We start from the raw sequence: 14,611 nt of genomic DNA, 5'->3' as shown, positions 1-14,611 counted from the left end.
CTTCTAGGTTTGTTGGGGATATTCATATCCAAAATGTTCGTAGGCTAAATGTGTTGCCACACGTCCACGTGGCGTACGCTGTATAAAGCCAATTTGCATCAAATATGGCTCGTACACATCCTCTATCGTTACGCGTTCCTCACCAATAGATGCTGCCAACGTATCTAAGCCTACAGGGCCACCACGGAAGCGCTCAATCATATTGGTCACTAGTTTATGGTCAATATGGTCAAGCCCTCTAGGATCGACTTGTAATAGCTCAAGCCCTTGCTTAGCAAGTCCCTCCGTTATCATACCATCTCCAAGCACCTGTGCATAATCTCGTACTCGTTTAAGCAAACGGTTAGCGATACGGGGTGTACCACGCGAGCGTGTCGCCATTTCAAGTGCTGCTACTTGCTCAATTTCAACATCAAACAAATGCGCACTACGTACAACTATTTCTGCAAGTGACGTATTATCATAATACTCCAATCTCAATAACACGCCAAAGCGATCCCTTAAAGGTGCTGATAATGCGCCAGCTCTTGTTGTTGCACCAACGAGTGTAAATGGCGGTAAATCAAGTCGAACAGAACGTGCTTCAGGGCCTTTACCAACGACAATATCTAAACAAAAGTCCTCCATGGCAGGATAAAGCACCTCTTCTATTGCACGAGGCAGGCGATGGATTTCATCGATAAATAGCACATCCCCTGGCTCCAGTGAGCTTAAAATAGCTGCTAAATCTCCAGGGCGCTCGATCGCAGGGCCGCTAGTCATGCGCACATTGACATTCATTTCATTAGCAATAACAGCAGCTAAGGTAGTTTTACCAAGTCCAGGCGGTCCATATAACAGCACATGATCTAAACTTTCCTGACGAAGCTTTGCCGCTTCAATGAAAATTTGTAAATTCTCCTTTACCTTATGTTGACCAATGTATTGTGCTAATCTTTGTGGCCGTAAAGATAATTCAAACTGTTCATCATAGCTACCTGCCTCACTAGCCATCATACGCTCAGACATGTACTTCCCCCCCTTTCACTATTTTAACTTTAATAGCAATTGTAAAGCTTGTTTCATAAATGCATCTGTTGTTTCAAGCTTGTCGTTTTCTTCGAGCCGTGGACGTATTTTTTCTAATTCTTTTTCAGAATAACCAAGTGCCATTAAGGCAAGAATAGCTTCTTCAAGCTCATGTTTATATGGATTCACACCAAATAACGGTAGCTCATCTTCTGTACTTGGTAGCTCAATAGTCTCCAACAATCCGCCAAGTTTACCTTTTAAATCTAGAATCATTTGACGTGCCGTTTTCTTACCCACACCAGGAAACTTTACTAAAAACGATTCATCTTCTCGTTCAATGGCACTGATAACCTGTTGTGGATTCCCAGTAGCTAAAATAGCAAGTGCCCCCTTCGGTCCAATTCCCGACACTAAAATAAGTTTACGAAACAGCTCTCGTTGGTCTAAATTTGGAAAGCCATATAACACTTGTGCATCCTCACGTACATGCAAGTGAACAAAAATTTGTTGTTCAAGGGCAGAAGTCCGGAACGCAAATGGATTTGGTGTATTTAGCTGCCAGCCAATCCCTTGCTGTTCAAGGACGATATACTCAGGAGTTATACGCTTTACTTGTCCTTTTAAATAATCATACATTCTATAATCCCTCACAATCATCGTCTTCGATTATAGCATATTACGAACGAATGCTCGACTATAAGAAATAACACAAGTAGTCGTTCACATACAAAAATGACCGCCGAAAGACGGTCATTTCTTTATCATTTTATCAATATCGTACCACAGTTTCGGCCAATATGTGAGAGCTCGTTTTGTAAATGGCACTAAATAATCTAAAAATACAAGCTGTTGATCTAATGGTAAATCTACTGCAAAAAGCCATTCACGTAATAGCTCATTCGGATATTTTAATCGATGTAGCTTTCTTTTATCTAATCGTTTCATCTCTGGTAGCTCTGCAAATATTTTACCAAGGTCATAATCTACAGCTGGCAATACACGATGTAACCATAAAATATATTCATCATCCGCTTCTCCAAGGTGAGCCAAATCAAAATCAATTAAACGTAATTTCCCATCTGAGCACCATAAAAAATTATGATGTACGACATCTCCGTGTAAAAGCGTTATTTCTTTTTCAGGTACATCTTCCTGAGCGATTAGCTGTAACGATTTCTCACTATAATGTACAATTTGATCAATTTCTTCTTTTGTTAAAAATGCACGAAAATCATTCCGTCTGCTTTTAAAACGCATATGACGCATTTGCCATTTTAAAAGCTGTGAATAGGTGTGCAAGCCTGGCACCCGCTGCCAAGCAATTTTTTTATGTGTATCATGTAACGTATTTAATAACTTGAGTGATTCCTTCCGATCCTTTTCATGTGCAAAATTAGCACTATGACTTCCTTCTTGCCAATCTTGCACGATTAAATACTCATCATCACTTTTCATTAAAGGTAAGATCAGCGAGGGTTCCAGATGTCCAAGCTGTCGATGAATAACTCTCACCTTTTCAGCTATTTCTATCTGCTTTGCTCGTTTCACAAAATAATTATTGGATTGATATTTATACTTCCAAATATTCGACTTTACTTCTTCAATGATATACGCTTTTTTACCATCGATAAGGCGTCATCCCGCCTGGGAAAAAGTGCGGTGTCATCCATGGTCCTACCGAAGATTGTGGCATATGGCAATGTGATGGACATGGCGTTGGGCATGGTGGTGGACATGGCGGTGGACAGAAACATGGGTCCATTTGCCAATTCGGCATCATGACTGGTTGTGCATGACAACCACATGGCTGTTCCATCTCCGGCATCATTTCCGGCATCGGCTGAAATTCAGGTTTCATAGGGAAGAATGGAGATGTACTAGATTCTAAGAACTCCTCCGCCCCAGCAACTTTTTCGCATGGCATTTCACATGATGTTGGTTGTTCTGGCATAGTATAAGCCTCAACTTGTGGCTCCATCTGCATTGGCATCTGCATCGGCATGTGCATCGGCATTGGCCACCACATATGATGATGCACTGGTTGATGGCAGCTTGCACAATGTGGTACTGCTGGCATTTGTGGTGCTGGCATTTGTGGCATGATAAAAATCGGTTGCGGCATTGGCATTGGTGGTGGCGCCTCCGGTTGGGCTACAGGCTGTGGTTGTGGTTGAATTTGAATTGGAGATACAGTTTGCTCTACACTTGGCATGACAACTTGTTGATTCCAGCTAAGCTCAACAGGCGCTGGCTGAGGCATCGGCATTGGCATTGGATAAGGAATTGGAATCATCCGTGGTTCTGGCATTGGTGGTGGTGGTACAATAATTGGTGGTGGCATTGGTCTTTGAACCTCTTTTTCTTTAACGTGCTTTGTAGGTGACTCCTTGTGCATATGTTCTTTGTGCATGTGTTCCTTATGTCCCTCTTTATGTGATTCCCTATGTCCTTCTCTATGTCCCCCTTCTCTATGCATTCCCCAATCTGTTTCTCGATGATGTTCTCTATGTGGTTCTTTGTGTATTTTTTCAGGTAGGATAATTTCCATGCCCGGTACAATATAATCTGGATTAGCAAGATGGGCATTAAGCCGCTTTAAATCTTCAAACGAAACTCCGTACTCTTTCGCAATCTTCCACAACGTGTCTCCCTTTTGGACAATATGAATACGCAATTTTTTCCTCCCTTCCTCTCTTCGTATCATATGTTCAATGTTTCATTTGGATACAAAAATTTCACGCATGTTGGAAGTGCTTCATGGTACACTAGTTTTTAAGGAAAACTGCTTCCTTTATTACAGGCAGAGGTGATCTCTTATGAAAAAAATGTTAGGCGAAGAACGCCGACTGCAACTCCTAGCACAACTTAAAAAAAGCACAGCACCTATAACTGGGACGGACCTAGCTAAATTCGCTAATGTTTCTAGACAAGTCATTGTCAATGATATGACATTATTAAAGGCTAGAAATGAACCTATTATTGCAACTAGCCAAGGATATATTTATATGCATCAGGAACAATTACATCAAACTGTTGAACGTACAATTCCTTGCTTCCACACTGCAGAGGATGCTGAAGACGAACTTATAACAATAGTTGATTGCGGTGGTACAGTAAAAAATGTTATTGTTGAACATCCTATTTATGGAGAAATTACCGCATCTATTATGGTCGCTAATCGTCATGAGATAAAAAAATTTATTCAACGCGTCAACGAAACACAGGCAAGTTATTTATCCGAACTAACAGGTGGTACACATCTTCATGTTATTTCTGCTCCTTCTGTTGAAATTTTAGATTTAATTGAGCTTACTTTACAAAAAAAAGGCTATTTAATTGTAGATCAATAATTTAACTTCTGCTGAAAGAAGTTAAAAATCCTTTTAAATATTTTCAAGTCACAATCATACGCAAACGTTTAGGGCATTTTTAAATGATTTGCTATACAATTATGATTAAATTTTCATGGTTTATTTCCGTTGTTCCTTATTTATTTGGTTATTCTTGTGAATTACTGTTGCAGTTCCCTCTAAAAAAGAGCTATCCACTTAAATTGGATAGCTTCAGAGTTAGAGAAATCTTTTTAGTTGTGAAGGTGTTGGCAATAAACATATTTCTCTTCGTCCGAAAAGACGATATCTATTTTTAGCAAATATTCGGTATATTATATTTCGTATAGATGGAGGAATAAGGATGAAAATATAGCAGACAGGCCAAAAACTATCTAATCTCCTACAGATTTTAAGTGCTGCTGTGGATTCAAAATATACCTTTCCATGCTCAATTAACATGACACTATCTATATTTTCTGGTACCTCGTATTGTGCAAGTAATGCCTGCCCTGCATCACTTTGAATAGCAGCAAATTGAAAATAAGCTGCCTGATCATATTTGATAATAAATTGCACACTACTATCACAAAAATTGCACACTCCGTCAAACAAAATAATACCACCCACAATGATTCCTCCTAGCCAAGGCGAAATTGATTACTCGTCCGATGTTAGATAAGTAAAGTATGTACCAAGTGACTTCACCTTGCAACCAAGTGCAGCTAGTTCTTCCATAGCCCCACGCATCATAGGCTCCTTTTCATCTGCCAATACATCAATCATAAAGAAATAATCACCTAAGCCCGTTTTTAATGGTCTTGATTCTATCTTACTTAAGTTCAACTGTCGCCATGCAAATACTGATAATACTTGATGTAATGCCCCTGAACGGTCCATTGGCAATGTAATCATGAAAGTTGTCTTTGCCTGTCCATCTGATAATTCTTGTGGTAATCGTATATTTTGCTTAGATAATACGAAGAAACGTGTATGATTAAAATGGAAATCATGAATATTAGGTTGAACGATTTCTAAGCCATATTTATCTGCTGCCGCTGCATTTCCAACTGCCGCAATGCACTCATTTGGATTTTCGGAAACAAATTTTGCGGCCGCTGCTGTTGATGTCGTTTGATGTAAAGGAACATGGCTGAAACGATAAAATAAGTATTTATGACATTGGGCTAGTGCATGCGGATGCGAATAAACACCTGTAATCTCCTCCCAATTGTCCTTCTGCGCTTTATTGACCATTAAATGTTGCTGTATCTTTAACTGAAGCTCACCTGTAACATATAAAGTCGCCTCATGGAATAAATAATCGAGCGTTAACGATACAGAGCCTTCTAAAGCATTTTCCAGTGGTACAACTGCTAAATCTACCTTCCCCTTTGCTACTGCCTCGATACATTCTGGAATTGTAGCACAAGAGACAAGCCACTCATTCGGAAAGGTTGCCTTTGTTGCTAAGTATGTAAATGATGCCTCCGGTCCTAAATATCCTATTCGTTTTTCCCATCGTTGCTCTGTCATTACATTTACCTCCTTCACTACAACTTGTAGCTTTTGATTTTATATTAAAATGGCTCATCACCATAACGTGGGGTTGATTTCCGTTCCGACTGCGCGCTTTCCTGGGGGCGTCCGATGAGCCGCTTCACTCGCTTTGCCCGCTCCAGGGTCTCATCTTTGACGCTGATCCCCAAGGAGTCGCGCAGTCTCCACTCCAATCAACTTATATACATGACAACGTTCTAACAAATGTTATCCTCAACTTCTCCCTAAATTTCACTAATGAAAAAATTCAGAATTTTCAATCCACGAAATTCACTTTATATTTCTACATCAAATGTTAGGCAAAGGCATAATGTGAAGCTTTCCTAAATGCTCCGGCGATTGCCGCACCTCTTAAATCAAATTATAGAATTTTTTGTGATAGTCTTTATTTTTTGTTATAGAATAAGGAGCTGTCCCATGAAGTGATCATTTCATCACATGGGACTGCTCCTTTTGAGCTTATTTACATTCTGTCAAAAATTCAAGCTTGCTTTCTGTCATTACAATGCACCAGAACTAATTACTTCCGCTGACTCTACAAAATCTAAACGTTTGAGTTGCTGTATTAAATCATCAAGTTCACATGTCATACTAGTGACATCTAATGACAATGTAACATTAGCACGTCCTTGAATCGGTATTGTTTGATGGATAGTCAGTACATTGCAATGCGTAATTGTCACTGTTTCTAAAAGCTTTGCAAGTGTTCCTTTACGGTCCTGAAGCTGTAAAAAGACTGTTAAAATGCGTTCCTGTACAATTGAATGAAAAGGAAATACAGCATCACGATATTTGTAAAACGCACTACGCGATAAATCCACCTGCTTTACCGCATCCCAAATGGAAGATACCGAACCACTTGAAAGTAAGTGTTTCGCCTCCAAAGTTTTTTGCATAGCATCCGTTAAAACATCTTCACGAACTAAATAATATCGCTGATTCGCAACATTCTTCATACGCTTCCCCCTAAAACCTATTCTTAGTCGACAAATTCAAATTCGAATTCCAATAAGCGTACAATATCTCCATTTTGTGCACCACGTTCACGTAATGCTTCATCGACGCCCATACCACGTAATTGACGTGCAAAACGACGTACACCGTCCTCGCGGCTGAAGTCTGTCATTTTGAAGATACGCTCAATCGCATATCCACCAAGAATGAATGTACCATCAGGATCACGAGAGATTTCGATTGAATCTGCTTCAGATTGGTGTTTGTAAAGTACCGTTGCATCTGATTCTTCATCTAGATCTTCGAATAATGGGAATTCAGGAGTCACTTCCAGTAAGTCGGCAATTTCAAATAATACCGGCTTTAAACCTTGGCGAGAAACCGCTGATACTGGGAAGATTTTCGCATCTTCGCCCACTTTTTCACGGAAAATTTCTAAGTTTTCCTCTGCATCTGGCATGTCCATTTTATTTGCCACAATAATTTGTGGACGTTCTGTTAAACGAAGATTATATTGTTTTAACTCATCATTGATTGTTAAGTAATCTTCATAAGGATCGCGCCCTTCCATACCCGACATATCAATTACATGTACGATAACACGTGTACGTTCAATATGACGGAGGAATTGGTGACCTAGACCAACACCTTCGTGCGCACCTTCGATTAAACCTGGTAAATCGGCCATTGCAAAGCTACGATGATCATCTGTTTCAACCATTCCTAAGTTCGGTACGATTGTAGTGAAATGATAAGCACCTATTTTTGGCTTTGCCGCAGAAACAACAGATAATAATGTTGATTTACCTACACTTGGGAAGCCAACTAATCCTACATCTGCTAGTACTTTCAACTCTAATATAACATTTAATTCTTGTCCTGGCTCACCTTTTTCAGAAAGTTCTGGAGCAGGATTGGCTGGTGTTGCAAAGCGGGAATTCCCGCGGCCACCGCGACCAGCTTTTGCGATAATCGCTTGTTGACCATGCTCGACTAAATCCGCAATAACAACGCCTGTTTCTTCGTTCATTACAACCGTGCCCGGTGGTACTTTAACGATTAAATCATCTGCACGTCTACCATGCATCCCTTTACTCATACCATGCTCACCACGGTCAGCCTTGAAGTTGCGTTTGTAGCGGAAATCCATTAACGTTCGAAGACCTTCTTCAACTTGAAAGACAACATTCCCACCGTGACCACCATCGCCACCAGCTGGACCACCATTCGGTACAAATTTTTCACGACGGAAGGCTACCATTCCATCCCCACCGTCGCCACCTTTTACATAAATCTTGACGTGATCGACAAACATTTATTTCACTCCCTGCTTGCACTCAATACATATATCCAAGACGTATTTGTCTCTTCCACTGTTTGAATGTCTAATTGTTTCAAACCTTTTTCGGTGAATGCATCAGCACTCCATAGCCCATTTAACGTGAATGTCACGGCAAATGTATGATCGTCAACACGTACATCGAGCACTAAGCTCTGCTCTGTAAATGGATCTAATGTATCATAAACATGCATAACTGTTTTGTTTAAGTAATCTACAACTTCCGAATCAATAGTATTTGTGACAGGCTTTTTTATCTCATTGCTTAGCTTCATTGGTAATGAAGGGTAGCGCCAGCCTGCTGTTTGCAGCCATTCTATTGTTTGGGGTAATTGTAGACGATTAAGGATAGAAAATACTTGTAATTGCTCTGAATACTCTGTAATAAGTTTTTTTGATTCATCAATTCTACCTAAATCTAAATTCATGCGAATAAGCTGAAGCTGATTCACATAATCATGATTTGCAAAACGTAATACTTCACTAATGGTTAGTGATTGATTGTTCATCCCATTCACTCCAATAAAGTTATCCTTACTAGTATAACAAGTTTTGCTGTATTTTTCCCTTAATTCTTTAATCAATTATGCCTCGGCATAATTGCGTCTGGAATCGGCTTTGTGCTTAGGCCTGCTGGATGCAGGTCAGTTAGCCGTTATCGCATGGATGCGATGATTTTAGGCTAACATCCTTTAAGAACTCCTTTCCGATTCCGTGACATCCGCCGGAGGCTTTAGGCCAACAGATGTTTTTTGCGCGAAAGCGAAGCGTCAGCGGCAGATGTTTTTTGCGCGAAAGCGTAGTGCTAACGTAGCGACAGCAGCATGATGTTGGTCACTCAGTCATTGCCACAGGACGTGGCGTTCTTAGACTGAGTTCCTCTATTTCAGCAGATGTTTGGACACCCACCGAAAAGTAAAAGTGACTTAAAACCGCATTCATCACACCACCTATAGAAGTGGGAGACTTCTGTACCTGTCGCTACGCTTTCGGTACAAAAGACATTTGTAGCTGACGTTTCACTTTCGCTACGAAAATAATTGCTGAAAGAATTTGAAATTTAGCCCAAAAAAGGACTGCAATAAATGCAGTCCTCCGCTTTATGTTATCTTTTTTGAAGATTAAGCTTCTTGTGATGCTGGGTATACAGATACTTGTTTGCGATCGCGACCTAAGCGTTCGAATTTAACAACGCCGTCAACTTTAGCAAATAGTGTATCGTCACCACCACGACCTACGTTTGTACCTGGGTAAATTTTTGTACCGCGTTGACGGTAAAGAATTGATCCACCAGTTACGAATTGGCCATCAGCACGTTTAGCACCAAGACGTTTTGACTCAGAGTCACGTCCGTTTTTTGTAGAACCTACACCTTTTTTAGATGCGAAAAGTTGAAGGTCTAATGCTAATAATAATTTCATCGTGTTCCACCTCCTACTTGGTTGTAGTTGATTTGGATGTATTGTCCGTAATTTTGCACCATTGAATACACTTGGGCAGTCATTACTTGAACAATTAACTGTAGTTTTGCATCAATCTCAGGCTCTAAATCTGACGGTAAATCTACCTTAAGATAGCCTCCACCTTCAGCAGCTTGTTCGATTTCTGGCTGTAATTGTAATAGTGCATAAATAGCATTTACCGTACCTATGGCAATTGTAGATGCCCCTGCACATACTAAATCCTTACCAGATTCATCGTATTCCGCATGTCCTGAAAATTCAAATGCAGACACATGTCTATTTTCATCGTGATGAATCGTAACTTGTATCATTCGCTACACCTCACAATTAAGCGTTGATAGTTTCAACAACTAATTTTGTGTAAGGTTGACGGTGACCTTGTTTACGACGGTAGTTCTTTTTAGCTTTCAATTTGAAAACAACGATTTTTTTCGCACGGCCTTCTTTCACAACTTTAGCTGTTACAGTAGCGCCTTCTACGAATGGAGCTCCAACTTTAACGTTTTCGCCACCAACGAATAAAACTTTATCGAAAGTTACAACCTCGTCAGCCTCTACACCTAATTTTTCAATATAGATTTCTTGACCAGCTTCTACTTTGATTTGTTTACCACCAGTTTCAATAATTGCGTACATTTTACTGCACCTCCTCTTAGACTCAGACTCGCCTGTTTATAAAGGTGATCATACGATACTTAAACCTTTCCAGTGCGGTTGCAGTAGCACAGGTGCTACAAACAATAACATTAAAATATTACCACACCATTTTTTTTAAGTCAATCTATTCATTACATATTTCTCAAATGCCAAACGATATTTTCGATAATTCCATTCTTTTAACACTTGAAGCCATATAAATAAACATAGAATTGCTAAAAAAATAGATTGTGGGAGGTAACATAAAGTTATCATAAATAGTATAAAAGCAATTATGAGAGAAAGCCAGTAGTAATATTCAAACGCACGAACACTAGGATGGAATAAAAATAAGCACGCTAAAAATATTCTGCCACCATCCAACGGAATAATCGGTAAAATATTGATTGCTAATAGCACAAGTTGCACATTAATAAGCTTAGTAGCAAGCAGTTCTGGCATAAAAAAAGCGAGGCCAATCCCTAATATTGTAGCGATTGGTCCCCCTAAGGCAATCCAAAGGAGTGACGTTGCAGGCACAACCGCTGGATTTTCAAATTCTATTTCCCCTCCGTAAGGTGTAATAACGCATGATTTTACCTTAACACCACAAAGCATTGCCGTTAACAAATGACCAGCTTCATGCCATAATAACGAAGATAAAATAATGGCGTAATAAGCAATTTGGCCAGTAAAAATCATTAAAAATACGAGAGGGATACATAGAAGATGCAGTTTAATTTTCATTGGACGCCGCTGTTTCAAGCCATTGTACAATCTGCTCTAAACTATAATTTGTCTTATCTTTTTCAATCGAGATATAGAGTTGTCCCGCCTCTTTCATGCCGATTAAATCATTTGCTTGCACTGTTGTATATGGAAGTTGTGCTAAACTATCCAGCATACCATAGGATACTGTTGTACCATCATCATAGCTTATCGTCATTGTTTTACCAGTATATTTTGTATGACCAGTAAAAACGACAAGACCATTCTTTCCAGCATAAACAGGTAAGCCCATGTCATATTGCAATAAAAAACCTTCCTTAAAAACTTGCGCATTGGCAAATGATAATAATTCAGTTTGCCCAACATCGCTCGATACCAAAATTGTTGTATCCTCTTTATTTAGCCAACTTTGTCCGAGCTCACTTAAATAGGTTAAATCTGCTGATGTTGTAACTAGTTTTCGCACTGGTGTTTCCAATACACCTTGATCCTCTAAACGAATTACGAGCATAATTGCAGCCACAAGCAGTATTGTGACCAACCATTTCCATATCTTAAACAAGCCCTCATCCTTTTTTCACACTATATGAGATTGCATGTCCATTCATGCACAAGAAAAAAACCTTCTCGTACAAATGCACGAAAAGGCTGATGATTATCTTGAAAATAACGCTTTTAGTTTTGAAAATACACCTTTATGTTCATCTTCAATTGCCATAAGTGGCACAGACTCTCCAAGTATTCGACGGGCAATATTACGATAGCCTAAAGATGCTTTATTAGTAGGATCCATTACTACTGGTTCACCTTTATTGGATGATGAAATAACCCCTTCATTATCTACGATGATCCCTAATAAATCGATAGACAAATGTGTTGTAATTTCATTCACATCCAACGTATCACCGCTTTTCATCATATGCTGGCGAATGCGGTTAATGATTAGTTTAGGTGCAGAAATTTCTTCCTGTTCAAGTAAGCCGATAATTCGATCTGCATCACGCACAGCAGAGATTTCTGGCGTTGTTACTACAATTGCATGATCTGCACCAGCAACAGCATTGCGATAGCCTTGTTCAATGCCCGCTGGACAGTCTATTAAAACATAATCATAATCTCTTTTTAATTCTTCTACTAAGTTCTTCATTTGCTCAGGTTTAACAGCATTTTTATCTGTCGTTTGAGCAGCAGGTAATAAAAATAATTTCTCATCTACACGTTTATCTTTTATTAACGCTTGATGAATCTTACAGCGCCCTTCCACAACATCAACTAAATCATAGATAATTCGATTCTCAAGACCTAAAATTACATCTAAATTACGCAGGCCAATATCAGTATCTACTAGACATACTTTTTTACCTTGTAGAGCCAATGCAGTCCCCAGGTTAGCCGTTGTCGTAGTTTTTCCGACACCGCCTTTACCTGAAGTTATGACGATCGCTTCTCCCACACTAGCTACCTCCCCTAGACACATTTAACAATGGTCGAATATTTTTTAACGCTTGAATTTGATCGTACGTAATACGCCCTTCATAGCCAATAAATGCACAAGTCATCTCTTCCTGATTAATTACTTTTACATGTTCGTCTGACATTACCTGAACCTGATCAGCAATCATGATATGAGTAGCTTCAAAACGAGATGCTGCAATGATTGCTTCCTTATTACCATGAACACCAGCATGCGCAATTCCTTTGAGTTTACCTAGGACATACACATTGCCACCCGCTTCTACACGTCCGTTCGGATTGACATTCCCTACGATAACAATATCTCCTGCCGAACGCAGAACTTGCCCCGATCTGACCACACCTATATATGTATCTTGTTGACTTTCAATCCTTTTCTGGTTGCTCTCATGGACAGTCAGTACTTCACTTTGCACCTTTGAAACGATTAGTTGCTCAGTTTCCTGAACAATTTTAATAAGCTCTTTGATTTGTTCATCAGAACAGTATCGATAGCCCAAATATAATTGTACATCTACTTTGCTATCGATACCGCTCTCTGAAACTTTCTTTTTCATCTCTTCTACTAAATCGGCATACGCACATTGATCGTCTAAACGAAGAACAAATCCATCCTTTGTTCCCTTCATATTAACTAACTGTTTTTTCATGAATGCCTCACCCCACGTTGCTCTTTGTTAAGAAACTTCACGTGCTCTCTGTAAGACACGCGCATTAATTAGATACTTGAAGGCCCAACCAAGAATCATTAAAAATAGTGCATTAGCAATGATCGTTGGCAGTAGTCGTGAAAGTAAGAAATCCGATAATGGAATCGTTGTAAAGTCGATAAGATAGAAGAATTGATAGAGTATAAATTCTAAAATTGCTACTAAAACAACTGAAATCGTCGTTGTCACAACTAAGTGCTGATGAATAACTTTCACAATAGATCCTGCTAAAAAACAAATAAGCGGAAACAGTACTGAATATAATCCAATAATATCAATGTAAAACACATCATACAAGACACCAAAAAAAAGTCCATACATTACCGCTCGTTGACGGCTGTAATAAATGGATATAAATATTAAATATAAGATTAAAAATCTCGGAACTAAATAAAAGATTTGCCCTTTTACTTCAATTGGTGAAAGCATAGCAAACTCTGGTTCTAGTAAAAATAGTAAAACTGCCACAGTAGGGATGAGAAACCGAACCATTATTCCGCCTCCTCTTTACCCTTTTGTGGATGTGTTAAATCCTCGTTCGATGTATTACCATCAGATCCATCTATCACAGTAGCGGAACGTTTAGCAATAACAACATAGTCTAAAATTGAAAAATCAGCAGATGGTTTTACATAGGCCATTTTTGTTAAGCCAAAATCATCTGTACTTACTTCAGTTATTTCTCCGATTGGCACATTTTTAGGGAAAATACCGCCAAGTCCTGATGACACTACTTGCTGACCTTTTTTAACTGTTAAACTTGAATCGATTCGCTTCATAATGAGTTCATTACGCTCTTTATCATAGCCCTCGATTAAACCGTATGCTTGTTTATCTCCTTGAACCATCGCAGAAACACGATAATTTGGATTATTTGTATATAAAAGCTCTACCTCAGAGGTGAAAGGTGTCACTAAAGTAACTTTACCGACTAACCCTTTCGCTGTCATAACTGCCATATTTTTTTCCACACCGTGTGAAGATCCTTTATCTAAAATAATTTTTTCTTCCCACTGATCAGGATTTCTAGCGATAACTGTGGCATGAATCGGATCATATGCTTTTAAGCTTTCCGATTTATCCGTGAGTTCTTGAAACTTTTTAATATCAGATTTCAAGTCCGATGCCTCAGCTTGTACAGCTGCAAATTCTTCTAAGCGCGCTTTTAAACGTTTATTTTCTTCGTACGTGTTTAAGAGGGAATCAATACTATTAAAAACACCAGTAATATAATTCGCCGGCTTCGCAACAATAGATTGTGCGACGCCGACAGTGTCTTTAATAATTTGCTCTGGTAAAGTTGCTTTCGTCCGTTCACGTAATGAGAAGCTAATCAATGCCACAAGAAAAACCATGCCCACGAGTAGCAAAATTAATTTCTTATTGAAAAAAAACTGTGGCATTGCC

19 protein-coding genes and 1 other annotated feature are annotated in these 14,611 nt (G+C 39.2%); of the genes, 1 reads left to right on the top strand and 18 read right to left on the bottom strand.

The features are described 5' to 3' along the window. Positions 1 to 3: 3 nt before the first annotated feature. The 4 genes from ruvB to ABH968_RS01365 all read right to left on the bottom strand — a co-directional run bounded on the left by ruvB (position 4) and on the right by ABH968_RS01365 (position 3,685). Entirely contained in the window at positions 4 to 1,008 is a 1,005-nt protein-coding gene (gene ruvB, locus ABH968_RS01380) for a Holliday junction branch migration DNA helicase RuvB (protein WP_370041877.1), read from the bottom strand. 18 nt (positions 1,009 to 1,026) lie between these two features. Beyond that, positions 1,027 to 1,647 carry a Holliday junction branch migration protein RuvA gene (gene ruvA, locus ABH968_RS01375; protein ID WP_370041875.1) on the bottom strand — a complete coding sequence of 207 codons (621 nt, stop codon included), beginning with the start codon at positions 1,645 to 1,647 and terminating at the stop codon, positions 1,027 to 1,029. A 114-nt stretch (positions 1,648 to 1,761) separates the two neighbouring features. After that, complete coding sequence (locus ABH968_RS01370) at positions 1,762 to 2,559, bottom strand: phosphotransferase (protein WP_370041874.1); 798 nt, start codon at positions 2,557 to 2,559, stop codon at positions 1,762 to 1,764. A 70-nt stretch (positions 2,560 to 2,629) separates the two neighbouring features. Continuing rightward, complete coding sequence (locus ABH968_RS01365; RefSeq protein ID WP_370041872.1) at positions 2,630 to 3,685, bottom strand: LysM peptidoglycan-binding domain-containing protein; 1,056 nt, start codon at positions 3,683 to 3,685, stop codon at positions 2,630 to 2,632. 142 nt (positions 3,686 to 3,827) lie between these two features. Here ABH968_RS01365 and ABH968_RS01360 point away from each other — a divergent pair, with 142 nt between their 5' ends. Beyond that, positions 3,828 to 4,361, top strand: coding sequence for a transcription repressor NadR (locus ABH968_RS01360; protein ID WP_370041870.1), 534 nt, complete (start codon positions 3,828 to 3,830; stop codon positions 4,359 to 4,361). A gap of 219 nt (positions 4,362 to 4,580) precedes the next feature. On the opposite strand, the gene ABH968_RS01355 is transcribed toward ABH968_RS01360, so the two are convergent. The 14 genes from ABH968_RS01355 to mreC form a co-directional block, all read right to left on the bottom strand. Next, positions 4,581 to 4,970: a thiol-disulfide oxidoreductase DCC family protein gene (locus tag ABH968_RS01355; protein WP_370041868.1), complete on the bottom strand. Its 390-nt coding sequence runs from the start codon at positions 4,968 to 4,970 to the stop codon at positions 4,581 to 4,583. 30 nt (positions 4,971 to 5,000) lie between these two features. After that, a complete protein-coding gene (gene pheA / locus ABH968_RS01350) occupies positions 5,001 to 5,876 on the bottom strand; it encodes a prephenate dehydratase (RefSeq protein ID WP_370041866.1) in 876 nt (291 codons plus the stop codon). Between the two features lie 524 nt (positions 5,877 to 6,400). Next, positions 6,401 to 6,856 (bottom strand): ACT domain-containing protein, encoded by a 456-nt coding sequence (locus ABH968_RS01345; RefSeq protein ID WP_053484814.1) that lies wholly within the window; start codon positions 6,854 to 6,856, stop codon positions 6,401 to 6,403. Between the two features lie 23 nt (positions 6,857 to 6,879). After that, positions 6,880 to 8,169: a GTPase ObgE gene (gene obgE, locus ABH968_RS01340; protein WP_370041865.1), complete on the bottom strand. Its 1,290-nt coding sequence runs from the start codon at positions 8,167 to 8,169 to the stop codon at positions 6,880 to 6,882. A gap of 5 nt (positions 8,170 to 8,174) precedes the next feature. Then, a complete protein-coding gene (locus tag ABH968_RS01335) occupies positions 8,175 to 8,702 on the bottom strand; it encodes a Spo0B domain-containing protein (RefSeq protein ID WP_370041863.1) in 528 nt (175 codons plus the stop codon). A 612-nt stretch (positions 8,703 to 9,314) separates the two neighbouring features. After that, positions 9,315 to 9,614 (bottom strand): 50S ribosomal protein L27, encoded by a 300-nt coding sequence (gene rpmA / locus ABH968_RS01330; RefSeq protein WP_053484817.1) that lies wholly within the window; start codon positions 9,612 to 9,614, stop codon positions 9,315 to 9,317. Then, positions 9,611 to 9,967: a ribosomal-processing cysteine protease Prp gene (locus tag ABH968_RS01325; protein ID WP_370041861.1), complete on the bottom strand. Its 357-nt coding sequence runs from the start codon at positions 9,965 to 9,967 to the stop codon at positions 9,611 to 9,613. The genes rpmA and ABH968_RS01325 overlap by 4 nt, the downstream gene beginning before the upstream one ends. Positions 9,968 to 9,983: 16 nt before the next feature. Then, positions 9,984 to 10,292: a 50S ribosomal protein L21 gene (gene rplU / locus ABH968_RS01320; protein ID WP_370041859.1), complete on the bottom strand. Its 309-nt coding sequence runs from the start codon at positions 10,290 to 10,292 to the stop codon at positions 9,984 to 9,986. Positions 10,293 to 10,306: 14 nt separating this feature from the next. Further along, positions 10,307 to 10,382, bottom strand: a sequence feature (ribosomal protein L21 leader region). A 45-nt stretch (positions 10,383 to 10,427) separates the two neighbouring features. Beyond that, entirely contained in the window at positions 10,428 to 11,039 is a 612-nt protein-coding gene (locus tag ABH968_RS01315; RefSeq protein ID WP_370041857.1) for a zinc metalloprotease, read from the bottom strand. Beyond that, positions 11,029 to 11,583 (bottom strand): peptidoglycan DD-metalloendopeptidase family protein, encoded by a 555-nt coding sequence (locus ABH968_RS01310; RefSeq protein ID WP_370041855.1) that lies wholly within the window; start codon positions 11,581 to 11,583, stop codon positions 11,029 to 11,031. The genes ABH968_RS01315 and ABH968_RS01310 overlap by 11 nt, the downstream gene beginning before the upstream one ends. Positions 11,584 to 11,676: 93 nt before the next feature. After that, entirely contained in the window at positions 11,677 to 12,474 is a 798-nt protein-coding gene (gene minD / locus ABH968_RS01305) for a septum site-determining protein MinD (RefSeq protein WP_370041853.1), read from the bottom strand. 1 nt (position 12,475) lies between these two features. Continuing rightward, entirely contained in the window at positions 12,476 to 13,144 is a 669-nt protein-coding gene (gene minC / locus ABH968_RS01300; RefSeq protein WP_370041851.1) for a septum site-determining protein MinC, read from the bottom strand. A gap of 27 nt (positions 13,145 to 13,171) precedes the next feature. Next, positions 13,172 to 13,696, bottom strand: a complete 525-nt coding sequence (gene mreD, locus ABH968_RS01295) for a rod shape-determining protein MreD (RefSeq protein WP_370041849.1) — start codon at positions 13,694 to 13,696, stop codon at positions 13,172 to 13,174. Next, positions 13,696 to 14,607, bottom strand: a complete 912-nt coding sequence (mreC, locus tag ABH968_RS01290; protein ID WP_370041847.1) for a rod shape-determining protein MreC — start codon at positions 14,605 to 14,607, stop codon at positions 13,696 to 13,698. Before mreC ends, mreD begins: the two co-directional genes overlap by 1 nt. Between the last annotated feature and the right edge of the window lie 4 nt (positions 14,608 to 14,611).

It is taken from the genome of Lysinibacillus sp. RC79, from assembly GCF_041262405.1.
Taxonomy (GTDB): domain Bacteria; phylum Bacillota; class Bacilli; order Bacillales_A; family Planococcaceae; genus Lysinibacillus.
Note: the sequence above shows the minus strand (reverse complement) of the source record. Positions and strands in the feature narration are given on the sequence as shown.